The organism is Parabacteroides sp. KHUB-02, assembly GCF_056640955.1.
On the sequence record NZ_JBWQEV010000001.1, the window covers coordinates 1,177,358 to 1,202,041 of the forward strand.

General features: G+C 48.8%; 20 protein-coding genes. 9 read left to right on the forward strand and 11 right to left on the reverse strand.

Translation table 11 applies throughout. The features are described from left to right. Positions 1–10: 10 nt before the first annotated feature. Positions 11–400 (reverse strand): putative quinol monooxygenase, encoded by a 390-nt coding sequence (locus ACYIA1_RS05085; RefSeq protein ID WP_005857478.1) that lies wholly within the window; start codon positions 398–400, stop codon positions 11–13. A gap of 163 nt (positions 401–563) precedes the next feature. Here ACYIA1_RS05085 and ACYIA1_RS05090 point away from each other — a divergent pair, with 163 nt between their 5' ends. After that, positions 564–1,568, forward strand: a complete 1,005-nt coding sequence (locus ACYIA1_RS05090) for a DUF4925 domain-containing protein (RefSeq protein WP_195300992.1) — start codon at positions 564–566, stop codon at positions 1,566–1,568. 90 nt (positions 1,569–1,658) lie between these two features. On the opposite strand, the gene ACYIA1_RS05095 is transcribed toward ACYIA1_RS05090, so the two are convergent. The 4 genes from ACYIA1_RS05095 to ACYIA1_RS05110 are packed head-to-tail and all read right to left on the reverse strand — an operon-like array spanning position 1,659 to position 6,461. Continuing rightward, positions 1,659–2,744: an LptF/LptG family permease gene (locus tag ACYIA1_RS05095; RefSeq protein WP_008772367.1), complete on the reverse strand. Its 1,086-nt coding sequence runs from the start codon at positions 2,742–2,744 to the stop codon at positions 1,659–1,661. A gap of 12 nt (positions 2,745–2,756) precedes the next feature. Next, positions 2,757–3,887 (reverse strand): tRNA guanosine(34) transglycosylase Tgt, encoded by a 1,131-nt coding sequence (tgt, locus tag ACYIA1_RS05100; protein ID WP_005862826.1) that lies wholly within the window; start codon positions 3,885–3,887, stop codon positions 2,757–2,759. Between the two features lie 36 nt (positions 3,888–3,923). Further along, the gene (locus ACYIA1_RS05105; RefSeq protein WP_480334586.1) at positions 3,924–5,522 is read right to left on the reverse strand and encodes a 4Fe-4S dicluster domain-containing protein; all 1,599 of its coding nucleotides are present in this window, start codon (positions 5,520–5,522) and stop codon (positions 3,924–3,926) included. Between the two features lie 6 nt (positions 5,523–5,528). After that, complete coding sequence (locus ACYIA1_RS05110; protein WP_480334588.1) at positions 5,529–6,461, reverse strand: DUF362 domain-containing protein; 933 nt, start codon at positions 6,459–6,461, stop codon at positions 5,529–5,531. A 537-nt stretch (positions 6,462–6,998) separates the two neighbouring features. On the opposite strand from ACYIA1_RS05110, the gene ACYIA1_RS05115 reads away from it, so the two are divergent. Further along, positions 6,999–7,778, forward strand: a complete 780-nt coding sequence (locus tag ACYIA1_RS05115; RefSeq protein ID WP_048928408.1) for a hypothetical protein — start codon at positions 6,999–7,001, stop codon at positions 7,776–7,778. Then, positions 7,778–8,659: an aldose 1-epimerase family protein gene (locus ACYIA1_RS05120; RefSeq protein WP_480334591.1), complete on the forward strand. Its 882-nt coding sequence runs from the start codon at positions 7,778–7,780 to the stop codon at positions 8,657–8,659. The genes ACYIA1_RS05115 and ACYIA1_RS05120 overlap by 1 nt, the downstream gene beginning before the upstream one ends. 69 nt (positions 8,660–8,728) lie before the next feature. Here the strand turns inward: ACYIA1_RS05120 and ACYIA1_RS05125 are convergent, their stop codons facing one another. Continuing rightward, complete coding sequence (locus tag ACYIA1_RS05125; protein WP_009275082.1) at positions 8,729–9,415, reverse strand: potassium channel family protein; 687 nt, start codon at positions 9,413–9,415, stop codon at positions 8,729–8,731. Positions 9,416–9,427: 12 nt separating this feature from the next. Then, complete coding sequence (locus ACYIA1_RS05130) at positions 9,428–11,248, reverse strand: TrkH family potassium uptake protein (protein WP_122369386.1); 1,821 nt, start codon at positions 11,246–11,248, stop codon at positions 9,428–9,430. Positions 11,249–11,488: 240 nt separating this feature from the next. Between ACYIA1_RS05130 and ACYIA1_RS05135 the strand changes: the two genes are divergently transcribed. From ACYIA1_RS05135 to xylE, 4 genes are all read left to right on the forward strand, one after another. Beyond that, entirely contained in the window at positions 11,489–12,229 is a 741-nt protein-coding gene (locus tag ACYIA1_RS05135) for an NUDIX hydrolase (RefSeq protein WP_008779752.1), read from the forward strand. 12 nt (positions 12,230–12,241) lie between these two features. Beyond that, the gene (locus ACYIA1_RS05140) at positions 12,242–13,726 is read left to right on the forward strand and encodes a xylulokinase (RefSeq protein WP_005862812.1); all 1,485 of its coding nucleotides are present in this window, start codon (positions 12,242–12,244) and stop codon (positions 13,724–13,726) included. 35 nt (positions 13,727–13,761) lie between these two features. Beyond that, positions 13,762–15,090, forward strand: a complete 1,329-nt coding sequence (xylA, locus tag ACYIA1_RS05145; RefSeq protein ID WP_005862810.1) for a xylose isomerase — start codon at positions 13,762–13,764, stop codon at positions 15,088–15,090. 96 nt (positions 15,091–15,186) lie between these two features. Beyond that, positions 15,187–16,734, forward strand: a complete 1,548-nt coding sequence (gene xylE / locus ACYIA1_RS05150) for a D-xylose transporter XylE (protein ID WP_480334595.1) — start codon at positions 15,187–15,189, stop codon at positions 16,732–16,734. Between the two features lie 74 nt (positions 16,735–16,808). Here xylE and ACYIA1_RS05155 read toward each other — a convergent pair whose 3' ends face one another. Continuing rightward, positions 16,809–19,256 carry an ABC transporter permease gene (locus tag ACYIA1_RS05155; RefSeq protein ID WP_480334597.1) on the reverse strand — a complete coding sequence of 816 codons (2,448 nt, stop codon included), beginning with the start codon at positions 19,254–19,256 and terminating at the stop codon, positions 16,809–16,811. Positions 19,257–19,601: 345 nt separating this feature from the next. Here ACYIA1_RS05155 and hypD point away from each other — a divergent pair, with 345 nt between their 5' ends. After that, complete coding sequence (hypD, locus tag ACYIA1_RS05160) at positions 19,602–22,034, forward strand: trans-4-hydroxy-L-proline dehydratase (protein WP_005862804.1); 2,433 nt, start codon at positions 19,602–19,604, stop codon at positions 22,032–22,034. Positions 22,035–22,037: 3 nt separating this feature from the next. After that, complete coding sequence (locus ACYIA1_RS05165; RefSeq protein ID WP_005862802.1) at positions 22,038–22,943, forward strand: glycyl-radical enzyme activating protein; 906 nt, start codon at positions 22,038–22,040, stop codon at positions 22,941–22,943. A gap of 13 nt (positions 22,944–22,956) precedes the next feature. On the opposite strand, the gene ACYIA1_RS05170 is transcribed toward ACYIA1_RS05165, so the two are convergent. From ACYIA1_RS05170 to ACYIA1_RS05180, 3 genes are read right to left on the reverse strand one after another with little or no spacing between them, the layout of a single operon-like run. Beyond that, the gene (locus tag ACYIA1_RS05170; RefSeq protein ID WP_005862800.1) at positions 22,957–23,364 is read right to left on the reverse strand and encodes a HEPN domain-containing protein; all 408 of its coding nucleotides are present in this window, start codon (positions 23,362–23,364) and stop codon (positions 22,957–22,959) included. Next, positions 23,361–23,675 (reverse strand): nucleotidyltransferase domain-containing protein, encoded by a 315-nt coding sequence (locus ACYIA1_RS05175; protein ID WP_005862799.1) that lies wholly within the window; start codon positions 23,673–23,675, stop codon positions 23,361–23,363. The genes ACYIA1_RS05170 and ACYIA1_RS05175 overlap by 4 nt, the downstream gene beginning before the upstream one ends. Before the next feature lie 58 nt (positions 23,676–23,733). After that, positions 23,734–24,612, reverse strand: a complete 879-nt coding sequence (locus ACYIA1_RS05180) for a helix-turn-helix domain-containing protein (protein ID WP_005862798.1) — start codon at positions 24,610–24,612, stop codon at positions 23,734–23,736. Between the last annotated feature and the right edge of the window lie 72 nt (positions 24,613–24,684).

Consider the following 24,684-nt stretch of genomic DNA (forward strand, 5'->3'; position numbering starts at 1 on the left):
TTCTTAATGATTAGTCATTTACACTCGGGCAGACATAAATCTTCCGGAAACTACCTTTATAGGAAGGGTCTCCCATATCTTTGATCTCATTCAGATGTTGTTTAAGATGGGCGGTTTCGCCGTGCTTTTGTAATTCCCCGTCGTTTTTCCAAGTCTCGGCGATAAAGAATTCGGTGCTATCGGTGAGGGACTGGTACATGCCGTAGTCGATACATCCCGGTTCTAGCAACGTGCTTTCCTTGCATTTCAAGAATGATTCCTTTAAGGCGGAGACACATTCGGGTTTTACTTTCCGTTTGATATTCAGTACGACTTCCATGGATTCTTTATTGCTTCCTCCATTCGTGCAACCGGATAGAGCGATTAATACGCAGGCCATTGAGATAAACACTTTCTTCATGATAGATTGTTTTTAAGTATTTGATACGACAAAAGTAGTGAATTTTTGATCTAAACACAGGAATCGAACATCTGATATTAAATTATTGTTGTTAGTGGAAGTTGGAATGAATATATTTGTGATAATATTAATAGCTATTTATGTTAAATTTAAAACAAGAGTCATGAGAAAGAGTTTGTTGTATGTATTTGCCGTGATTTGCACGATGGGTTTTTTTACGGCATGTGGTGATGATGACGATTCAAGTTCTTCCGGTAACTGGCAAGATCTGTCGAAAACGTACGAGGGTAAGAGCGTTAATCTGGTAATGGGTGAAGTGACAATCCCTGTTGACGGTAAATCGGTCGTGATTGCCGCTTCCTCTGCGGAGAAGGCATCCGTAACCTTGAACAATATCATCCCCGAAAATAAGTCGGTCGCTATCGATGCTGCGTTGAAGGAAGCGGACGGCACTTATACGTTTACCGGCGAGAGTACGGTTGGCGATTGCGTGGTATCGGTAAATGGTACGGTGAAAGGGGGCGTAGCTTCTGTTGTTTATACTCGTAAATTAACTTCTTCTATCGTAGGTAATTGGAGCTTGAAAGCGGGTGCGGGAGCTATTTATGCGAATATAGTTACCGGGAATTCTACTATCGATAATCTCGTGCCTATGATAAAACCTGCTATCGGTAACTTGATTTGGGGCAAAGTAAGCGCTGTAAATGTTAACTTACCGGAAGATGGAATCTTCGATGTTTCTTGGAGACCTATAGGGGCTTCTGAGGATAAAGGAATCGGTGAGATCACAAAAATGGCAAGTATCCAATATTGTGTGGTAGACGGGAAATTTATGGTGGTTGTGGATAAAAATTATGTGACAGTCTTGACTACTTTATTACAACAGGTTGCTGGTGACAAATTGGAGGCCGCTGGTATCTCTATTGACGAGATCATGAAGCTTTTGGTTGATTTAGGAGGTTATTATGGTCTACCTCTTAACATGAAGGTGGATGGAAGTGAGGCTACTTTTTATGCGGATAAGGATTTAATCGTACCGGTTTTGACCATGATAGCTCCTATCTTGAAACCGATGGTTCCGGAGAATTATCAGCAAATGGTAGATATGGTATTGCAACTACTTCCGAACGCAAAAACGTTAGAGTTTGGACTTAATTTCACGAAATAATTGAAAATCCTAGGTTGTAGAGACGGAGTACACCCGTCTCTACAACTGGATGAAATTTGGCAGAGTTATACCAATATAGGAGTTAATCAATTACCTTGGTGCTTTCTGATATAAGAATATCGCTATAAATGTATAAACTATATTCGGTATCCAAGCTGCTACGGCAGGACTCACATAACCATTAATAGCGAAGGTGGAAGTAACCGTCATAAACAGGATGTAAGAAAAACTCAACGCCAATCCGATACCAATATTCATACCCATACCTCCCTTTATTTTCCGGGAAGACAACGACGCTCCGATAGAAGTCAAGATAAACGCCGCCATGATCGTGGCGAAGCGCTTATGATACTCGATCTGGAAGGTCTGTATATTCCCGATACCTCTTTTTTTCTGCCGGTTGATATACGTATTCAGCTCGGGCGTTGTCATCGTCTCGCAATCATTCACGGAAATCAGGAAGTCCGAGGGCACGATGGTCAAGGTCGTATCCTTACGGGAGCCTTCGGTGATATGTTCCCGCATGCCATCAAAATCACGGATCATATAATCAATAACGGTCCATTGATAAAGCGAGTCGTATTTGATCGACTTGGCGGTCAGACGGGAGATCAATTTCTTATCCTCGAAATGCTCCAGAGAGAAACGGTATCCCATGTTCGAGCGAGCGTCATAGCTATCGAAATAAGCGATAATACCCGGCTCAATCTCCAATTGGGCGTTCTTTACGTAGTCCACCTTCTTGTTACGGATATACTTGTTCTGGAAATCGATACGAGTCTCATTCGCCGGGGGAATGATGTAAGCGTTCAGGATAAACGTCACGATAGCGATAATCGTAGCCGAGACCGCGTAAGGAAGCATTAACCTACGGAAACTCATACCGCTGGCAAGCATCGCTATGATCTCCGAACGATCCGCTAGCTTCGACGTGAAGAAGATCACGGCGATAAATGTGAACAACGGACTGAACAAATTGGCGAAGTAGGGGATAAAGTTCAAGTAATAATCCACGATGATCGCCTTCAAGGGGACATCCGGATTCAAGAACTTATCGATCTTCTCGTTTATATCGAAAACGACGGAGATAGAGATAATCAAGGCGATAGCGAACACGTACGTGCCCAGAAACTGCTTGATGATATACCAATCGATCCGTTTTAGTTTAAATTTCATCTGTCTCGTTTTTTATAACCGGTTCGCTAATTGACGGACCATACCACTTTTCCATGTAGTAAAATCGCCAGCGATGATATGTGCCCTCGCTTCTTTCACCAACCATAGGTAGAAAGCGAGGTTATGGATAGAAGCGATCTGTAAGCCAAGCATTTCTTTCGCCTTGATCAAGTGGTGCAGATAAGCCTTGCTATATAAGGTATCCACGTAGGAATGTCCGTCCGGATCGACTGGCGAGAAATCGTTCTCCCATTTCTTGTTACGCATATTGATAGTACCGAAGCGGGTGAAGAGTTGGCCGTTGCGTCCGTTACGGGTCGGCATGATGCAGTCGAACATATCGATGCCTCGTTCGATCCCTTCCAGCAGATTGATCGGGGTACCTACGCCCATCAAGTAACGAGGCTTATCTTTCGGCAAGATCTCGTTCACGACCTCGATCATCTCGTACATCTTATCGGTAGGCTCGCCAACGGCCAATCCCCCGATAGCGTTTCCATCGGCACCTTTTCGGGCCACGTTCTCCGCCGCCCTCTGCCGCAAGTCCGTATAGACGCATCCCTGTACGATCGGGAAGAGACTTTGCCGGTAGCCGTATTTCGGCTCCGTGCTGTTGAAGCGGGCGAAACAACGATCCAGCCAACGCTCGGTCAGGCCCAGTGATTGCTTGGCGTAATTGTAGTCGGCATCTCCCGGGCAACACTCATCGAAGGCCATGATGATATCCGCACCGATAGAGCGTTCGATATCCATCACCTTCTCCGGCGTGAACATATGCTTGGAGCCGTCGAGATGCGAGCGGAACTCGGCTCCCTCTTCATGCAGCTTACGATTGTCGGAAAGGGAGAATACCTGAAACCCCCCGCTATCGGTCAATATCGGGCGATCCCATGTATTAAACTTATGCAAGCCTCCGGCCTGCTCCAAGATCTGGATACCGGGACGAAGATACAGATGGTACGTATTCCCCAAGATGATTTGTGCTTTGGTATCTTCCTTTAGCTCGGTCATATGTACACCCTTTACCGTACCTTGCGTACCCACGGGCATAAAAATAGGCGTCTCGATTACCCCGTGATCGGTGGTAATCAAGCCCGCCCTAGCGTTCGATTTCGTATCGTTATACTGTAATTCAAATGTCATGTATCAAAAATTTGTGACAAAGGTAGCATTTTTCTCTTAGAATCCGAAGTCATCTATTTCTACCTTTTTCACCTCTTCCTCTTTGGGCTTCTCCACGAACTTGTGTACCTCGTTTGCCTTGATGATGATCGCTCTCATCGGGCGTACGGGACAGATCGATTCGCAGCCGCCACAACCGATGCAAAGATCGGGGTTTACTTGCGGGATGGTAAGCGTGCCCTCGTAAGGAACCATATGCACGGCTTGGGTAGGGCAGTGCTCCGAGCAGGCCCCGCAGTCCGTCCCCTCCGTCTTTACGATACAGCGGTTGATGAAGAAGGTGGCGATGCCCACTTGCGTAGTAGCTTTCTCTTCCTTAGTAAGCGGTTTTATAGCGTGCGTGGGGCAAACCTCCGAGCAGACCGTGCATTCGTAGTTGCAATAACTGTCGATGTAAGCGATACGGGGTTTCAACATATAATCAAAGCCATACTCCAATCCCGTGGGACGTAGTACATGACTCGGGCATTGGGTCACGCAAATCTGGCATCCGGTACATACATCCTTGAAACGTTCTAAGCTGATTGCTCCCGGCGGTACGATAGGGGGCCATTTCTTGCCGTGCTTACCTTGCCCGTGCTGCCCTTTGCCATGCCCTTTTTCCATTCCTTGGGCAATGGAGGATACGATCGGGAGGGAGACCGCGACGGTAGCCCCTGCCGAGAGAAATGTACGGCGGCTGTTCGGAGCGGTAGCCTGTTGGATCACGTCCGTTTGTATGCGAGCTGTTTCGGCTTCTTTCTTGAAGGAAGGCTTGAAACGATATTGCAATCCTCCTTTAGCGCACGAGGACACGCAGTTGAAGCAATTTACGCAACGGGAGGTATCTACGGTGAGGTTCTTGCTGTCGATCGCCTCCGCCTTACAAGTATGCTCGCAATTACCACAATGCGTACAGGCTTCTTTGTCAAAGGAGATCCGGAAAAACGAATACCGGGAGATCAGGCTCAACAGCGTTCCTACCGGGCAAAGCGTATTGCAGAACAACCTTCCCCGGAATACGACCATGATGATGAATACGAGTAGCGCAACCAAAGCGGATATCACGCCGAATACCGTCACGTTGCTGATCGTGACGTGATAAAGCGTATAGTTATCCATCCGTGCCAATCCGTCGGCCAGCAGGTTATTGACCCACATGACGACCGGACGGAACAGGTTGTTCGCTATACGGCCGAAGTTACTGTACGGATCTAGCAACGTACATAATTCGATCATCCCGAAAACAGCCAGTACGAATGTAAGCCCGAGAATAGAGTACCGTAAGATATTCATGGGCTTATGATAGCTGAACCTGCGTACTCCTTTCTTTTTCTTCTTTCCGATACAGAAAACCCGGTTGATAATATCTTGCAATACGCCCGCCGGGCAAATAACCGAGCAATAGATCCTGCCGAACAATAAAGCCAATACGAATTGGAAGATTACCAACCCCGCCATTCCCCCTAAAATAGCGGGCATGATCTGGAGATGCAACAACGTGTGCAGGTTGTCCGGCAATACATCGGCGAAATCAACGAAGAATAAAAGTATGGGTACGAAAATGAGGATCGCGAGTACGACCCGCAATCCTTTTAAGTAATTAGGCTTCTTCATCCTCGATTATATCTTAATACGTTTGATCGTGACATTATCCAGATTCGTCGTACCCAGCTTTAAAGCCTCGCCTTTACCGATATGACCTACGGCGGCCATATCCAGCTTCTTCACTTGGTTGAACAGGCGAAGGGCGGCGGTGTCTATAGCGACGATATTGGTGGAGGCGATCAAGGATTTCAAGGTAGCCACATCGGCCGCGTTCTTTCCTTGCGGGCCGTTTTGGTGCATGATACGATAAGCGTCCACGATGTTCAATACCGGATTCTTTTGCCAAGTGCAAATATCGGCGATGCATTGTTGCAAATCATTTTGATGGAAGAAACGGCGATCCCATACGATTCCCATATAGTTCTTCATGGCGCAAGTCATCTTCGCCCCACCATGGTTCTTCAATACGGGGACGTTGATCCATGCGTCCGCCTCGATCAGGGCCTCATGGATCTTGGCGCTTTTCAGGTTCACGCCACCCGGGATGGATACTTCCTTGAAATATTTCTCATCGTTGGCAGGCATGATGATACCTCCGGCCTCTTTTACGGCCTCTGCGATCCCGCTCGTCTCATAGCATTTCTGCCAGTTATCGCAGGTGTGGTCGAATACGGTCACTTTAGAGGCGCCGGCCTCCAAGCATTTCTTGACCAAGGCTTTCACTAATTTGGGGTTCGTATTACCGGCCAATTCAGGAGAGCGGTCCCAACCGATATTCGGCTTGATCACGATCTTTTGTCCTTTCTTTACGAAGTTTCCGATACCGCCAAGGGCTTCCAAGGCTTTATCTAGCATCACCTCCGGCTCTCCACCCATAACGGCTACCATATCGGGAGCCTTCTCTACGGCTACGGTGTTCGTGGAAAGGGCCGCTTGCAGACCTTCAAAATTTAAGGATAGAGCCGCGCTAGCGATGACACTGGTCTTTAAAAAATCACGACGTTTCATAATTGTATACTATATTGGTTTATATTTGATTTACGGTACGGTCTTTTTTTACTCGCTTGTTATTCTGAACAAAGATAATGATTATTTTGATATGGGAGTTAACTCCTTTTACAAAGTAGAACTGCTTTTCACGGCTCTTTCATTTACCCATCCGTTTCAGCAGGCCGGAATGCATGAATCTCAAGTGAAATTCCGCACAATAAGCTCACGAGAGAAGATTGTATACAAGAAACTGATAATCAGTATTAAAAAAACAAGATAATCTTTCCGCGAAAACACGTACATGTTTTTGGTAAAAGTCGTACGTGTTTTCCGGAAAGGTCGTACGTGTTTTCCGGAATCCTTCCATCGAAAACAAAAGCGCATGTTAAAATTTACAAGAAACCCCACTTTAACGAAATGTTAAATGAAAGAGCCGTGACTGCTTTTTACTGCAACCCGGGTTGCAGTGATCTTGCGTAATAAGATAAATTCTTGTCGGAAGGCATATCGGTTCTGATAATATTTTTCTACCTTGCGAGGCAAAAAACAGATTGTATGGTTTTATATTGTAGAGTATCATTGAACGCTTTTGTCGAAAGCTTTCGGACTACCTCGGGGCCTGATTCCTTTTTCACGCTTCCGGCGAAGGGGTTGATGCATATCGTGCCGCAAGAGGAGATCGAGTATGGGCTTTCCTTGCTTAGGGAGTCTATCGGCTTGTATGAGGAACGCAAAGGGATACCTGTGGAAAAGAGCAAGAAGGCGATGCCCTTTTTCAGACAGGACAGCCGGATGCTGGTGGGGCCGGAGATAGGCATGTACGTGATCCCTTTGTATGAGAAACCCGGTGAGCCGGCCCGCTCTGCCGAGCCTTCTCTGGTCCTTGAGCTGGACTATCAGTCGTTGGGCGAGCTTTGCCTGTTCGAGAATTATTCCCTGTTGTCCTGCAAGTATGAGAAGGAGCCTATCTTGAACCATTTTACGGCACAATTGGAAAAGGAATACGATACCTTCTTTTTTGATGAGGAGCACACGGGCTTTACGCCTGATTCCCGCTTTTTCTCGATGCTGTGTAACGCCTGTCTGGAGGTGAAGCAGCCTTCCTCGGTGGGGGATAAGGAATGGCGGTTGGCCTCGCTGCAAGCTACGGACGAGGTGCTCTATCGTTATGAGCATGGAAACTTGATCCCATACGTTCCGGTATCGATGCCGGTAGACTGCCTGAAACGGGTTTATCTGGAAGATTTCCGGCGGCAGCCCTTATTATTCGGGACTTTGAACGGTTTCTTGAAAAGCAAGGGACTTCCCGCCGAACAATTACTAAACTTATCATAATGAAGACAGTATCAAATCAAGAACTAACGATCCGTGTCTCCGAACATGGAGCGGAGTTGAGTAGTATCGTGGCGAACGCTATGGGAAAGGAGTATCTCTGGCAAGCGGACCCCGCTTTCTGGAAACGTCATTCCCCGGTATTGTTCCCGATCGTCGGGAGCGTATGGAAGGCCGAGTATCGGAACGAGGGAACCGTGTATCCGCTGTCGCAGCACGGCTTTGCACGGGATATGGATTTTACGTTGATCGATGAGGCGGAGAACGAGTTGCGTTTCGCGCTGGAAAGTACCCCGGACACGCTGAGAGCCTATCCGTTCCCTTTCCTTCTGGAGATCGGGTATCGTTTGGAGGGCAATAAGGTGGAGGTGCTTTGGCATGTGAAGAATACGGGAGATAAGACGATGCATTTCCAGATTGGCGCTCATCCGGCTTTCCTGTACCCGAATTATGAGGTGGATCAACCGGATCGGGGGTATTTCGCTTTCGATGTGAAAAAAGAGCTCGTATACCGTGCGCTGGTGGAGAAAGGGTGCGTAGGGGACGTGGTTCGTCCGATACCTTTGGATGCGGACGGCTTGCTGCCGTTGAATATCCATACGTTCGATATCGATACGTTTATCTTGGAAGATAGCCAGATTAAGCGGGTGGACTTATTGGATGTGGAGAAACGTCCGTACCTCTCGCTCACCTTTACGGCTCCGGTGGTAGGCTTATGGTCTCCGCCTACGAAAAACGCTCCGTTTGTCTGTATCGAACCTTGGTATGGGCGTTGCGACCGGGTGGATTATACGGGTGAGTATAAAGACCGGGATTGGGTATGGCATTTGGAACCGGGAGAGGTCTTCGATGCCTCCTATACGATAGAGATAGCGGGGGCTTGATCGCTTCGTTGATATTAGCCGTAGGCAGACGACGCTGATTATATCGTGATCGTCTGCCTATGTTTTGTTTTAGATGTTGGCTATTTTATTTAATAGCTCCATCTTCCCGAATAAGATCAGTAGATCATCCGCCTCGATCATCAATTCCTCGGTGATACGGCTGATTACCTTGTATTCTGTTTGTGTGAGCCCGATCAGGTTCTTTTTCTCGTAAGGACGTTCGATCGCTACCAGATGGATACCGAAATTCTCCTCGAAATCGATGTTCTTGATGGTTTGCCCGACAAGAGTGGCCGGTGTCTTGATCTTATAGAGATGTTCCGTGTCGGTTACTTTATACCAATGCCGGAACAGGCCGCCTAAAGAGGCTTGGGAGGTGTACATCGTAGAGAAATCCTTTTCCGGGGTAATAATCTCGCTTACCCCGATCGCACGGATCACCGTCTCATGGATCGAGGAGATCGCCCGCACGATCAGTTTGCCCGCATCCAGACTTTTCAATAAAGCGACGGTCTGAACGGAAGTCCCGAAATCCTTACCGAATGTTACGATAATGGCATCCATCTCACTCAATGGCAGGGTGCTCAATGCCTCTTTGTCCGTAGAGTCCAAGGCGACCGCCCCCGCTATGTCGTTCTTCAGCATATCGACACGATGCAGATCCATGTCTACGCCGATCACCTCATTGCCGACACGTGTCAAGTCTTTCGCTATCGCACGTCCTAAATTCCCTAATCCGATTACTAAATATTTCATGCTATCTTATTTTTACATTAATATATTTTCTTGTGGATATGTGTAGTTCTTTTTCGTGTATTCCTTGCAGAAACTTACGAGGAAGGCCAATACCCCGATACGTCCGACCAGCATCGTGCTGATAATGATGATTTTCCCGATAGGGGTGAGGTGAGGGGTATAATCGATGCTCAAGCCTACGGTACTCAAGGCGGAAACAACCTCGAACAATAGGGAGAACAGCGGCGCCCCTTTTTCCGTATAGGATAATACCCACGTAGCGATCGCCACCCACATGAAGTACATCATGATGATAGCGAATGCCCGGCGGATGGCGAATGGGGCGATCTCCCGTTTTCTCACTTCCACTTTATCTTTCTCACGTGCGGCGTTCAAGGTCGTAACCAGAGCTACGAAAACGGTGGTCACTTTCAATCCGCCGCCGGTGGACATAGGGGCGGCTCCGATTACCATAAGGATCAACGTCAGCATTAAGGTCGGAGGGGCCAATGTAGCCATATCCGCTACGTTGAATCCTGCCGTTCTAGGCGTGACGGCGCCTAAGAACGCATTTGCCAGTTTCCCCCGCAGGGGAAGGTCGCCCAAGGTATTGTCATACTCGAAAAAGAGGTAGAAAGCCGTTCCGGTAATTAACAGGATCAAGGTAGATATAACAACAATGTACGTATGTACATTAATAATACGGGGCGTATGGATATAATGCTTTTGCTTACCGATCAATATCTTGATACCATTCATCAGCAAGTGATGCAAGAGTTTCAGGTAATTGAAGACGATCGGGAAGCCCAAGCCTCCGAATATAATCAGCATGGCTATCCAGAAATGGAGGTTGTACTTATCCGCCACTAACGGATCGTACATATTGCCGCTCAAGGTAGAGATCCCTGCGTTACAAAAAGCGGACACGGCATGAAACATTGCGTAGAATAATTCCTGCTGCGTACCTCCCGGCAGGCTTCCCCGTACGTCCATATAAATAAAATAGGCGCCGATCCCCTCGATAAACAAGGTCACGAAAAGAATGTTTAAGATGACCCGGAACAACCCTCCCGTCCGATCCTCGTTCAGCATATCTTTCAGCATCATCTTGCTCGTAAAAGAGGATTTCCCCATAAAGGAGAGGGCGAAGAAAGAGGTAAATGTCATGACCCCGATACCGCCGATCTGTATCAAAATCAGGATGATAATATGCCCGATATGCGTGAAACTAGTGGCTACGTCGACGGTGGTTAGTCCGGTTACGCATACCGAGGTCGTGGAGATAAACAAAGCGTCGATAAACGGAATCCGGTGCGTAGTGGCGTTCGGCAACGATAGCAACCCGGCCCCGACCAATATCACGAACACGAAACTGAGCAAGAAAAGCAACGAGGGCTTGATCCGTGTCTGCATCAGCGTGAACGTCTGCCGGGATAAGTGAATCGTGCTAAGCAGCAATAATAAGACATATACGAAGAGAGGTTTCGTAAGGAAAGACAAATAAGGCAAAGAGTGCGCTATGGCATCCTTGAAAAATATCTTGCTGGATAATACGGCGAATAAAAGGAAATAGATGCTGATATCGAGATACAACATTTTCTCCTGTATGATTTCTTGGAACCTCACCACGTACCGGAGTGTTATGCCCGTGAAAAAAGCTAGCAGGATGAATGGGCGGGAGCGCTCTAGGATATGGACGGAATCGGGTGTCTGTACAAAGCCGAATTGGTAGATCAATACGAAGAAAGAGGCTAAGGAGGCGAGTAGGATAATCGCTTCCGCTATCCCGTTCAATAATCCCTTCATTTTACCCCAATAAATCAGCCAAGAGAAGTATATGTTTTTTAGATTCATGTCCGATGTTTTATAAATATAACAAATGTAGGAAATAAAAGTTAGAGGTACGTGAAAGCGCCTTCATTATTTGTTCTCATACTAATTGTTTTACTTACATTATGTGTTGTATAGCATATTGTATGATGTACGATACTGAAATATCAGAAAAATAATCAATTAGGAGATGTAAAAAAGACCTTTTGTAATTGCTTTGTTTAGAAAAATACTTATATTTGCGCAAATCTAATTACTGATATCATGGATACACAAAACGAGAATAGAGAGATGCTGTCCCCTTATGTTTCCGTAGACTGTGTTCTTCTCGGCATCAATGATGACAAGCTCACCGTGCTGTTGGCGGAGCGAAAAAGTGAGGAAGGCGAGTTGATCGGCTATAAATTACCCGGCAGCCTGATCTATGAGAACGAGGATTTAGATGACGCCGCCTATCGGATACTGAATGATTCGACCGGCTTGAAGCGTGTCCAATTGAAACAATTCCGTTGTTTCGGTTCCCCCGCCCGTACCTCGAACCGGTTGGACGTGATGTGGCTGGAGGCGACTTCCAAGGTGAAGATCGGACGGTTGATCACGGTCGCTTATCTCGCCTTGTGCAAGAATAGCAGGAAGACGTGTCCGGCCGATAAATCCGAGTCGATCCGTTGGTGCCCTATCGACGAGCTTCCTCGCTTGCCATTCGATCATAAAGAGATTATCGAGGCTGCCATACAGGAGATCCGTAATTGGGTAGAGAAGGAGCCCGCCATCATTTTCGACTATATGCCGATGAAGTTCACGGCGTTCCAGCTTAGGCGCACGTACGAGGTGATCTATAACCGTGAGATGGACGTGCGCAATTTTCATAAGAAGATGAATTCCTTGGATTACGTGGTACCCACGGAGGATATGCAAGATGGGGTCGCCCATCGTGCCGCCCGGTATTATCGGTTTGATAAGGTGAAATATAATCAACAACGTTCGAAGTTTAATAAGATATAAAACCATACGATTATGTGTCTGTTAGGATGTGACATTGGAAGTTCTTCCATCAAGGTCTCTATCGTCGATGAGGAGACCGGGTTAACAATAGGTGCGGATTTTTATCCCAAAGAAGAGGCCCCGATCAAGGCGTTGCGCCCGGGGTGGGCGGAGCAAAATCCGGAGGATTGGTGGTCGTACGTGAAGATCGCTATGAAAGGTGCCATGAGCAAGGCGAAGGTGAAAGGCGAGGATATCAAGGCGATCGGTATCTCGTACCAGATGCATGGCTTGGTGGTGGTGGACAAGAAGATGGAGGTGCTTCGTCCATCTATTATCTGGTGCGATAGCCGTGCCGTTCCTTATGGCGAGCGTGCGTTTAAGAATATAGGCGAGAAGCGATGCCTTTCCCACCTATTGAACTCGCCGGGTAATTTTACCGCTTCCAAGCTGGCTTGGATCAAGGAGTACGAGCCGGATATTTACGACCGCATTCATAAGATTATGTTGCCGGGAGATTTCATCGCTATGCGCCTGACGGGGGATATCGTGACTACGGTTTCCGGTTTGTCGGAGGGGATTTTCTGGGACTTCAAGAATAATGCCTTATCGGAGGATTTGATGAATTATTATGGATTCAGTAAGGATCTGATCGCCGATATCCGTCCGACGTTCGGTTTGCAGGGCGAGGTTACCGCCTCGGTTGCGGCCGAGTTGGGACTGAAGAAAGGTACGCCGGTTACCTATCGTGCGGGTGATCAGCCGAATAACGCTTTATCATTGAATGTATTGAATCCGGGCGAGATAGCGGCTACCGGCGGGACTTCCGGAGTGGTGTATGGCGTGAACGGCAAGGTGAATTACGATACGCTTTCCCGTGTGAATACGTTCGCCCACGTGAACCATACGACGGAGCAGACCCGCTTGGGTGTCTTGTTGTGCATCAACGGGGTCGGTATCCTTAATTCTTGGATCAAACGGAATATAGCGCCGGAAGGTATCAACTATAATGAGTTGAATGATTTGGCGGCTACGGTTCCCATCGGCTGCGATGGCCTTTCGATCTTGCCGTTCGGAAACGGGGCGGAGCGTATGTTGCAGAATAAGCAGATCGATTGCTCGGTTCATGGATTGAACTTCAACATACATACCAAGGCCCATATGGCTAGGGCGGCGCAAGAAGGTATCGTGTTCGCCTTTAAATACGGTATGGATATCATGAATGAGATGGGGATCGATATTCAGGTAATCCGTGCGGGGAACGCGAACTTGTTCTTAAGCCCGATCTTCCGGGATGCCTTGGCGGGCGTGACGGGTACGGTGATCGAATTGTATGATACGAATGGTGCGGTAGGCGCGGCCAAGGGTGCCGGTATTGGTGCCGGTATCTACAAGAATGCGGAAGAAGCGTTCGCTTCCTTGAAGAAGATCAACGTGATCGAGCCGGACGGTTTCAAGGCGAATGCTTATTGCGGGGCGTTCGAGACGTGGAAAGAACGCTTGGAACAATCTATTTAACGGCTGAATTATTTACATTTTTAATATATATTATTATGAGTTACTTTAAAGGAGAGAAAGAATTTTTCCCGGGAATCGGACAGATTCAGTTTGAGGGACGTGAGTCAAAAAATCCGTTGGCATTTCATTATTATGACGCGGATAAGGTAGTAATGGGTAAGACACTAAAGGATCATTTACGCTTCGCTATGGCTTATTGGCATACCTTATGTGCTGAGGGAGGTGATCAGTTTGGTGGTGGAACAAAATCATTCCCTTGGAATGACAGCGCGGACGCTATCACCCGCGCGAAGTACAAGATGGACGCCGCTTTCGAGTTTATGACCAAATGTAATATTCCTTACTATTGCTTCCACGACGTGGACGTGGTGGACGAGGCTCCTACGCTGGGCGAGTTCGAGAAACGTTTGCAGACGATGGTGGAACATGCCAAGGAGCATCAAGCCGCTACCGGAAAGAAGCTTCTATGGTCTACCGCGAACGTCTTCAGCAATAAGCGTTATATGAACGGCGCCGCTACGAACCCTTATTTCCCGACCGTGGCATGCGCTGGCACGCAGATCAAGAACGCTATCGACGCTTGTATCGCTTTAGGGGGCGAGAACTATGTATTCTGGGGCGGCCGTGAGGGTTATATGAGCCTATTGAACACGAACATGAAACGAGAGAAGGATCATTTAGCCATGATGTTGACGATGGCCCGTGATTATGGCCGTAAGAACGGTTTCAAGGGTACGTTCCTGATCGAGCCGAAACCGATGGAACCGACGAAACATCAATATGACGTGGATTCGGAGACCGTGATCGGTTTCCTTCGCCATTATGGATTGGACAAGGATTTCGCCTTGAATATCGAGGTGAACCACGCTACCTTGGCCGGACATACATTCGAGCATGAGTTGCAAGCCGCCGCCGACGCCGGCATGTTGTGCAGTATTGACGCAAACCGTGGCGATTACCAGAATGGTTGGGATACGGATCAATTCCCGATGGATATCTATGAGCTGGCACAGGCTTGGCTGGTCATCCTTGAGGGAGGTGGCTTGACTACAGGAGGTACGAACTTCGACGCCAAGACCCGCCGTAATTCTACGGACTTGGAGGATATCTTCATCGCTCATATCGGTGGTATGGACGCTTTCGCCCGTGCCTTGATGATCGCCGCCGATATCCTTGAGCACTCAGATTACCGCAAGATGCGTGCCGAGCGTTACGCTAGTTTCGATGCCGGTGAGGGCAAGGCATTCGAGGATGGCAAGCTTACGCTGGAAGATCTTCGTACGATCGCTTTGCGTGACGGCGAGCCGAAACAGATCAGCGGTAAGCAGGAATTATACGAGATGATTGTAAATCTGCATATCTAAATAATTGAAAATCGAGAATTGGGAATTGAAAATTATCGTGCGTAAGCCCTAGTTTTCAGCTCTCAATTCTCAGTTTTTAATTAATAAATCTATTCCATGAAAAGTAACAACACTTATATTTTCGCTCTTACCTTGGTCGCTACCTTGGGAGGTCTGCTGTTTGGGTATGACACGGCGGTGATCTCCGGTACGGTAGAGTCTTTGCGTAAGTTCTTCATCGAGCCGCAAGGGCTTCCGTTGGATCAAGCCAACGCCTTGGAGGGGTTCGTGGTGAGTAGCGCGTTGATCGGATGTATCCTCGGCGCCTCGTTCGCCGGGTGGATCAGCCAGCGTTACGGCAGGAAGCCTACGTTGATACTGGCCGCTATCCTTTTCTTGCTTTCCGCTATCGGCTCGGCTTGGCCGGAGCTGTTTATCGGCATGCCCGGAAGTGGCGATCATACGTTTATGTATGCGTTCGTGGCTTATCGTATTCTGGGAGGTATCGGCGTGGGGCTGGCCTCCATGGTATCGCCGATGTATATCGCCGAGGTGGCTCCGGCCGATCGCCGGGGGAATCTGGTGGCATGGAACCAGTTTGCCATTATCTTTGGTATGCTGGTGGTATATTTCGTGAATTACACGATCGCCCTTCAAGGAGATGCCGCTTGGCTGAATACGATCGGCTGGCGTTGGATGTTCGCTTCCGAGATTATTCCGGCGGTATTGTTCCTCTCGTTCTTGATGTTCGTGCCGGAGACGCCTCGTTACCTCGTGATGCGTGGGCGTACGGAGCAGGCGTTGGGCGTTTTGAGCCATTTGATGGATCGGGCGGACGCTGGCCGTGAGCTGGAGGACATACGGAATAGTTTCAAGGAGAAAGCTCCGTCGATGAAGCCTTACTTCCGGTTTATGGGGACTTGGCTGGCGCTGTTCTTGGCCGGCTACGGGTTGTTGTCGTGGGCAGGTAATACGAATGCGTTGGAGATCGCCTTGTTGGCTAGTTTCTGTATCGCCTTGCTGTTCCCGATCCGGTCGTTTGGCGTGCTGATCATCTTGGTGGGCGTGTTGCTCTCCGGTTTCCAGCAATTCGTGGGGATCAACGTGGTGCTTTACTATGCCCCGGAGATCTTCAAGACGATGGGAGCGGCCACGGACGCCGCCCTTTTGCAACAGATCGTGGTAGGGGCGGTGAACCTGTCGTTTACCGTATTGGCTATTTTCACGGTGGATAAGTTCGGACGCCGTCCGTTGATGATTATCGGGGCGCTCGTCATGGCGGTATCTATGTTGATCTTGGGAACTACTTTCTATACGCGTTCGGTGGGTATGGGATCATTGGTCTGCATGCTGGTTTATACGGCGGGATTCGCTATGTCGTGGGGCCCGGTCTGCTGGGTGCTGCTGGCCGAGATCTTCCCGAACTCGATCCGCTCCACGGTGATGAGTATCGCCGTAGCGGCGCAGTGGATTGCCAACTTCTTGGTATCATGGACATTCCCAATGCTGGATAAGAATCAATACTTGACCGATACGTTCAATCACGGTATGGCCTATTGGATCTATGGCGTGATGGGTATATTGGCGGCGTTGTTCATCTGGAAATTTGTCCCCGAGACGAAAGGAAAGACGCTGGAGGAGATGGAAGGTTATTGGGAACGGTAACCAAACCTGAGACAAGATAATATATGAGTAAAAAAGGACGGATCAATCTACCCGTCCTTTTTTCGTAATGAACCTTAATGCCCCAATTTAGACGCCGGATTCGCCATCGCCGCCCGATAGCTCTGGAAAGTAACCGTAGATACGGTCAGTGTCATTATGATTACCAAAGCCACTAAAAATACCCATATGTAGATCGGCGTTTTATAAGCGAAGCTTCGTAGCCAAACATTCACCCCGTAATAAGCAAGCGGGATCGAGATAATAAAACAGACGAGCGTGATCCGGAGGAAAGACGAGTTCAGCATCCAAAGGATCTGCCGGACCGTGGACCCATGTACTTTCCGCACGGCTATCTCCTTTTCCCGTCCCTGTAGCTCAAAGATAACCAGTCCGAATACTCCCACGAGAGATAAAAAGACGGCCATCAGGCAAAGGGCGGTAATCAGCGCTCCCTGCCGCCCACTTTTACTGTAAAGCTCCTCCAGCGCCGTATCAAAGAAATGGATATCGGCCGGATAACCCGGGATCAATTCATCCGTTACCTTCCGGATATGCTCGATAGCCGTCCGGGGATTTCCGCCGGCGATCTTGACATAAGCGTATCTTTCCGGCACCGAACGGCGGTAATGATTCTTAGCCGAGGTCCAAAGTCCCATCGGGCGTAACTCTTTATACAGGGATTCATAATGGACATCCTCAAAGATACCGACAATCCGTACCGGTATATCATTATCCGTGATGCTTGTCCCTACCAAGTCCGATAGGTCGTCCAGTTTCTCGGGGGAAAGACCCGAGGCGATCTCCCTCGCTGCCGTCTCGCTAAGGAGGCAAACGACCTGCGTGTTATCCGCCGCCTCATCCGTCGGCCGGAACTTCCTTCCGGCGATCATCTTTACATCCATTAGCTCCGGGAAATTGGCAGATACTCCCAGCCAGCTCATATAATAATGTTGGCCTTTGTAATTATACCCGATGAAAGAACGTGATTCGTCCGAGACAAATTTGAACTCACTAAAGGAAACATCACGGATAACGGGGCTTTCCAAGAGACGTGCCTTGAACAATTCGCCCTTTTTCAAGGCCGCCCCCATGCTTAGTCTTACCTCCAGTACGTTTTCTTTGTTAAATCCCAAGTCCACGTTCCCTATATATCTGTTTTGCAAGGAGACGAACAACGCTGCGACAATCAGCGTGATCGAGATAACGAACTGGAACCCTATAAGTAACTTGCGAGTGTTCTTGGCCCGGTCGCTAAGGGTAAAAGACTTATTCAGCGCTATGACAGGAGGAAACGAGGTGATATAGAAAGCGGGATACAAACCGGCCAGTATACCGCCGCCTGCGACAAGGAAGAATGTGTATGCCGGAATCTTCCAGTTGGCATACAGATCCAACGGATGCCCCACCATATTCGTGACCCATTGCACGTTATTCAAAAATAACAGGAAAAGCAAGGCGAGGAAGAAGGCGACAACCGAGATTCCCAAGGACTCCAAGACCAGATACTTCCGTAGCGTGGCGTCCGAGCTTCCCAGCACTTTCTGGATGGTGATCGACTTGGTGCGTATCGGCGCCAAGGCTATCGACAGGTTGATATAATTGACCAAGGCGATACCTATGATCAGGATGGCGATAAAGAATAACATATTCGTCCGTAGCTTATTACCGATGGGAGCGGCGTCCGCTCGGACCGGCTGGCCGAAATAGAGATCTGACAAGGGCCGGAGGCGCATATCCTCGATCGTGAAACTTTTCAGGAAAGCCCGGCTATCGGCCATATAGGTCTCGGTAGTGACAGAGGCGGATTCCGGCGTCGACATCAGCAGATAACAATAGTAAAGGCCGGTATGCCAGTTTTCCATCATCTCTTTCTCCATGATCGGGATATACAGGGCATTCTTCACCCGGGTGTTTTCCGGGAAATCGCGAAAGACGCCTCCCACGATATATGCCGGCTCAAAACTAAGCCCATATATAATCGAGCCTTCGGCCCCGGCGAACTCCGACAGATAAACCGGCTTCCCGATAGGATTTTCCTCGCCGAAGAGTTTCCGGGCCATGCTCTCCGGGATCAGCGTCCCTTCCGGACGTTTCAGGCAATCCGTATCGCCGGCCACCAGCTCGAAGCCAAAGATCTTAGTATATCCCGGGGTGATCCGTTCCACCTGCTCCATATAGCTCCGTGCGTCGGGCCCTTCACTGGCTGATATCCCAAAACGTACGGAGGAGTAAACAAGGTTGTTTGTGATAGCGGCCGCTTCTATATAAGGGGAGGCGGCGATGAAACGCTCGAGTTGTGGACGTGCGAAATTAGCCTCCCATATCCCGTCATCCCGCTTGTTTTCTAACTGAAAAATCCTTTCCCTGTTCAAGAGGGAAGCGTCGAAGCTATATTCATGACCGACATGTATGCTTATTAGCATGAATAACAGGAAAGCGAAGCTAAGTCCTAAAAGATTAGTGACCGTCGCTAATTTATAATGTCTCAAGACATAAAGCAGGTTCTTGAATGTACTTTGCATGGTATAAGTTCTTTTAATTTTAAACCCTTTGATCTGGAAATACAAAGCAAAGCTATTCCTTTATTTACGTTCCTGTGTTATTTTTTTGACAAACGGTTACTTTCTGTTGATGAATTGTGATATTATCAATAATTTCCTTATTTTTGCCATCATACTTCAAAAAGAAACAAGCGCTATGTTACACAAAGGCTATCGGATGCTTTTCAACTGCCTGATGTTTTATCTCTAGCAGATACTCTCCCTATATAAACTCATGGGGGCGGGGATGCCCGTCCTGTGTAACAATAAAAAATAACCTTGATGAGGGCGGATAGATCCTACCTCTACGATAAAACATATAATTTTATGAATACAACCCATCACACACATTCATGCGTACATGATACCGTCTCTTCCGTAGGAGCGAACAATTTCGGGATGAACGACCGTATCAAACGTCTGCGCCGGCAGACCTTCGAGGCCCAACCTTCCCTCTCCATCGAGCGGGCCTTGATCGAGACCCGTTTCTATCAGGAGAATTACGGGAAGTATCCGATCCCTATCCTGCGTGCCCTGAACTTCCTTGAGATCTGCAAGCGGAAGACGATCTATATCGGCGAGGACGAGTTGATCGTCGGCGAGCGGGGGCCCCGCCCCAAAGCCGTGCCTACCTTCCCGGAACTTACCTGCCATAGCGTGGAGGACTTGCATATATTGAATACCCGGGAGCTGCAACGTTACACCATCAGTCAAGAAGATATCGATACCTACGAGCGGGAGGTGATCCCGTACTGGAAAGGCCGTACCCAGCGGGAACGCATCTTCAGCCACGTCCCCAAGGAATGGAAAGAGGCGTACGAGGTGGGTATGTTCACCGAGTTCATGGAGCAACGTGCCCCCGGGCATACCGCTTTGGACGGCAAGGTCTACCAATATGGCCTGCTGGACTTGAAGAAACGTATCGAGGGGGAACTAAGCGCCTTGGATTTCATGAACGACCCCGAGGCCACGGACAAGCAGGAGGAACTGACGGCCATGTCTATCTCCTGCGACGCCGCTATCCTGCTGGCCGAGCGACACGCGGACTTGGCTGACGAGATGTCTCTCACCGAGAAAGATCCCCGCCGTGCCGCCGAGCTGAGGAAGATCGCCGAGGTATGCCGCCGGGTTCCCGCCCACGCTCCCCGTACCTATTGGGAAGCGATCCAGATGTACTGGTTTGTCCACCTCGGTACGATCACGGAGCTGAATGGTTGGGATGCCATGAACCCCGGTCATTTCGACCAGCATCTGGCGCCTTTCTACGAGAAAGAAATCGCCGCCGGAACCTTGACCCGTGACGAGGCGAAAGAGTTGATGTCTTGCTTCTTCATCAAGGTAAACAATCATACCGCCCCGCCGAAAGTGGGTATCACGGCGAAGGAGAGCGGAACCTATAACGATTTCACGAACCTGAACATCGGCGGCATCCGGGCGGACGGTAGCGATGGCGTAAGCGAGGTCTCCTATATCATGTTGGAGACGATCGAGGAGCTGCATATCCTCCAGCCCGGCAGCGCCATCCACGTCAGTGCCCGTACGCCGGAGCGTTTCCTTCGTGCCGGGTGCAAGGTGATCCGCCAAGGCCACGGCTATCCGTCGGTATTCAACCCGGATGTGTACGTGCAGGAGTTGATGCGGCAAGGCAAGTCGCTGCGTGACGCCCGCGAGGGAGGTTGTAGCGGTTGCATCGAGGTGGGCGCTTTCGGGAAGGAGGCGTACGTGTTGACCGGTTATCTGAACGTGCCGAAGATATTGGAGGTGACGCTGCATAACGGCGTAGATCCGGTAAGCGGTCGCAAGGTCGGTCTGGAGACCGGCGATCCCCGTGGTTTCCGGACGTATGAGGAGCTTTATGCGGCGTTCATTCGCCAGATCCATTATTTCGTGGACATGAAGGTGCGGGTCAGCAACTATATCGACCGCATGTTCGCCAAGTACGCCCCCGCCACGTTCCTCTCCCTGTTTATCGATGATTGTATAGCGAAGGGTAAGGATTACTACAATTGCGGGCCTCGTTACAACACCACTTATATCCAGTGTACCGGATTAGGCACGATAACCGATAGCCTTTCCTCTTTGCGGAAACACGTCTTCGAGGATAAGACCTTCACAATGGAAGCCTTGTTGGATGCGATGGCGGATAATTTCGAGGGACATGAGCCGATGCGCCAAATGATCCTGAACCGTACGCCTTTCTTTGGCAACGATGATCCGTACGCCGACCAGATCGCCGTCCGTGTCTTCGACGATTTATATGACGCGATCGAGGGCAAGCCGAATACGAAAGGGGAGTGTTTCCATTTGAATATGTTATCCACCACTTGCCACGTCTACTTCGGCAAAGTGATGGGAGCCACCCCGAACGGCCGCTTGGCCGGGCGTGCCATCTCCGACGGTACCTCGCCCTCGCACGGAGCCGATACCCACGGGCCGTCCGCCGTTGTCAAGTCCCTCGGCAAGCTGGATCAGGTGAAGAGCGGCGGCACGCTGCTGAACCAACGCTTCCTGCCCAGCCTGCTCCGGCGGGAGGAGGATATCTCGAAGCTGGCCTCCTTGATCCGTAGCTACTTCGCCTTGGGTGGCCATCATATCCAATTCAATATCGTGGATACGGAAACGCTTTACGCCGCCCAGAAGTGTCCGGAGGACTACCGGGATCTGCTGGTCCGTGTAGCGGGCTATAGCGACTATTTCAACGATATGAACGCCGATTTGCAAGCGGACGTGATCGCACGTACGGAGCAAGAGACTTTCTGAGCCATGCTGTTATTCGATATCAAACGATACGCTATAAACGACGGGCCGGGCATTCGTGTCACGATCTTCATGAAAGGATGCCCGCTTGCCTGCGTATGGTGCCATAACCCGGAAGGCATCTCGCCCCGGGCGGAGAAGCTGTATACGAGGAAGAAGTGCATAGGTTGCGGGGCCTGCGTGGATGTATGCCCCACCGGGGCGTTGACCTTGACGGAGGCGGGTATCGTCACGAATCGGTCTCTGTGCCGGACATGCGGTAGATGCGCCGAGGTTTGTCCCACCTTGGCGATGGAGATGTCCGGCCGTGAGTATTCTATCGACGAGGTCATGCGTGAGATCGAGAAAGAGACGGTCTTTATGGATCGCTCCGAGGGAGGCGTTACCTTCTGCGGGGGAGAGCCGTTGTCGCATCCATCGGATTTGGTTGCCCTGCTGGATCGTTGCGGAGCGTTGGGAATCCATCGTGCGGTGGATACGACCTTGTTCGCCTCGCCGGATACCGTCCGGAGCGTAATGGAGCGCACGGATCTTTTTCTGGTGGATTTAAAGCATATGGATTCCGGTAGCCATCGTCGTTTCACGGGTGTCCCGAACGAGCGTATCCTCTCCAATCTTCGGATGATCGCCGAGGCCGGCATAGACTTCCTCATTCGCGTCCCCTTGATCGAGGGCGTCAATGCGGACGAGGAGAATATATTCCGCTCTGCCACCTTCCTAGCCTCCTTGCCGTGGAAACGCAAAGTCGTCAATCTCCTCCCGTACCACGACATCGGAAAAGGTAAGCACGATAAGCGAGGAACCCTCTACAATCCCGGGCACCTTCCGCTATCCACCCCTTCCGAAGCAGTCCTGCAAAGGTGTATCGATCAATTCGCCTCTTGCGGGATAACTGCGTTGATCGGAGGATAGTTCTCTTTGGGAACTATTCTTCTTTCAATAATTGGTTGATTGTATGAATGAATAATTCGGCTTGTGGATATAAGTTATCCAACATTTCCTTATCACAATAAACAAAATCGTCATAATCTCCACTATGTCTTTTCTCAAATAAAGTCGAGAATATTTTCCCGATTTTTATAGGAAGCTTTCCGGTAGAGATAAAATGTAATCCAAGCATAGTCTTAACTCCATTATGTGTTTGTGGTTGGTGATCATATTTTAATAGCAGGGAAACCGCTGCGTAATAGCATGCATAATAGAGGCGATTAACAGCAGCATTATAGAAAGACTCACGCATCATCACTTGAGCTTCTTTCAATGTCTCATAAGCACGTTGGATTCGATAGTTAATCAATGCGTTCTTACTTTCTTCATCTAGGATCTCTTTCATAATATAATACCTTCGTTTATAACATTAATATAGAAAGGAGTTTTAAAGGGACGGTTTTCCCAGAGTTTTCTTAACATGACGATGGGGCTGATATTTACGCCAGTCTTTAGTTCCAGCTCATACAAGGGTAAAGTAATTTCTTCCTCTCGTTCCAAAGTCATTTTCTCTCCGTCTATTAAGATGAGCAAGTCGATATCGCTATCAATCCGAGCGTCTCCACGTGCTTCCGAACCGAATAAGATAGTTTGTGCCGTAGGAGCTATCCGGCGCATGATATCTTTTATCTGATCTATAATTTCTGTTCGTTTCATTTTATCTTTTCATTAAATGACTTATGTCGTGAGACAAAGATAATTATTTTTCTGATTATTACCATTTCTTCCGATACTCCGTAGGCGATATCCCGACGTGTTGCTTGAAGTATTTACCGAAGAAGGATTGGTTGGCGAAGTTTAGCCGGTCTGATATCTCTTGGATGGAAAGGGTGGAGGAGGATAATAACGCCTTCGCCTCCAAGACAACGTAATTATCGATCCATTCCCCGGCTGTACGGTTGCTGACGTTCTTTACCAAAAGAGATAAATATTTTGGAGTGACACATAATTTCCCGGCGTAGAAAGCTACCGATCGTTCCTGCTTATGATGTAAGGCGAGCGTTTGTATGAACGCCGCGAACAACTCCTCTTGCCGGCTCTTCTTCACCTCGATCGGCATATGATTCTTAAACATGCCGTAAACCTCGTGGAATACCGCCAACAATAAGCTCTGGGCAATCTCTTTCCGGTAAGGATGCCCTTTCGCTTTCACTTTCTTCCAGAGAAAAGAATGATATTCCTTGATACAACCTATCTCCTCGGCATTCAACTCAGTGACCGGATGCTCCTTGATGTAGAAGAACGCCGGCAAGGTATTCTGTATATGAGGAATGATCTCCTCCATGAAATTCTTGGAGATGACGATGAAGATCCCGGCCACGTCCTCGCTACGTTCCACGTGTTGGATGATCTGATCGGGCAAGGACAATACGAGATGGTTTTCCCCTACGACATATTCCTCCATATTGATCCGTATACGCATGAAGCCTTTCGTGCAAAGCGCGAATACGACGGCGTCTATTCGCATCGGATGGTCGAGCGAGGGAATATCGTCGATGTTATCGAATATGGCGAAATCCTCGTCGATAAAGTCTATGCCGGGTACGTTCTCGATAAGAGAGATACAAGCTTGAGGTAGATCTGTTACGTTCATAATTTATTCTTGTTTGGGCGATAAAATTAGTGAAATAATAGAATAATCCAATTGAAATGTGTCAAATAGGAC

Bases quoted from the DNA above. Each gene is read 5' to 3' on its own strand.
- ACYIA1_RS05180 (WP_005862798.1), bottom strand. From the start codon at position 24,612: ATGAACGTAACAGATCTACCTCAAGCTTGTATCTCTCTTATCGAGAAC.
- ACYIA1_RS05110 (WP_480334588.1), bottom strand. From the start codon at position 6,461: ATGAAACGTCGTGATTTTTTAAAGACCAGTGTCATCGCTAGCGCGGCT.
- xylE (WP_480334595.1), top strand. From the start codon at position 15,187: ATGAAAAGTAACAACACTTATATTTTCGCTCTTACCTTGGTCGCTACC.
- ACYIA1_RS05090 (WP_195300992.1), top strand. From the start codon at position 564: ATGAGAAAGAGTTTGTTGTATGTATTTGCCGTGATTTGCACGATGGGT.
- ACYIA1_RS05125 (WP_009275082.1), bottom strand. From the start codon at position 9,415: ATGAAATATTTAGTAATCGGATTAGGGAATTTAGGACGTGCGATAGCG.
- ACYIA1_RS05120 (WP_480334591.1), top strand. From the start codon at position 7,778: ATGAAGACAGTATCAAATCAAGAACTAACGATCCGTGTCTCCGAACAT.
- ACYIA1_RS05155 (WP_480334597.1), bottom strand. From the start codon at position 19,256: ATGCAAAGTACATTCAAGAACCTGCTTTATGTCTTGAGACATTATAAA.
- ACYIA1_RS05130 (WP_122369386.1), bottom strand. From the start codon at position 11,248: ATGAATCTAAAAAACATATACTTCTCTTGGCTGATTTATTGGGGTAAA.
- ACYIA1_RS05170 (WP_005862800.1), bottom strand. From the start codon at position 23,364: ATGAAAGAGATCCTAGATGAAGAAAGTAAGAACGCATTGATTAACTAT.
- ACYIA1_RS05105 (WP_480334586.1), bottom strand. From the start codon at position 5,522: ATGAAGAAGCCTAATTACTTAAAAGGATTGCGGGTCGTACTCGCGATC.
- ACYIA1_RS05175 (WP_005862799.1), bottom strand. From the start codon at position 23,675: ATGAAACGAACAGAAATTATAGATCAGATAAAAGATATCATGCGCCGG.
- ACYIA1_RS05085 (WP_005857478.1), bottom strand. From the start codon at position 400: ATGAAGAAAGTGTTTATCTCAATGGCCTGCGTATTAATCGCTCTATCC.
- tgt (WP_005862826.1), bottom strand. From the start codon at position 3,887: ATGACATTTGAATTACAGTATAACGATACGAAATCGAACGCTAGGGCG.
- ACYIA1_RS05115 (WP_048928408.1), top strand. From the start codon at position 6,999: ATGGTTTTATATTGTAGAGTATCATTGAACGCTTTTGTCGAAAGCTTT.
- ACYIA1_RS05140 (WP_005862812.1), top strand. From the start codon at position 12,242: ATGTGTCTGTTAGGATGTGACATTGGAAGTTCTTCCATCAAGGTCTCT.
- hypD (WP_005862804.1), top strand. From the start codon at position 19,602: ATGAATACAACCCATCACACACATTCATGCGTACATGATACCGTCTCT.
- ACYIA1_RS05165 (WP_005862802.1), top strand. From the start codon at position 22,038: ATGCTGTTATTCGATATCAAACGATACGCTATAAACGACGGGCCGGGC.
- xylA (WP_005862810.1), top strand. From the start codon at position 13,762: ATGAGTTACTTTAAAGGAGAGAAAGAATTTTTCCCGGGAATCGGACAG.
- ACYIA1_RS05135 (WP_008779752.1), top strand. From the start codon at position 11,489: ATGGATACACAAAACGAGAATAGAGAGATGCTGTCCCCTTATGTTTCC.
- ACYIA1_RS05095 (WP_008772367.1), bottom strand. From the start codon at position 2,744: ATGAAATTTAAACTAAAACGGATCGATTGGTATATCATCAAGCAGTTT.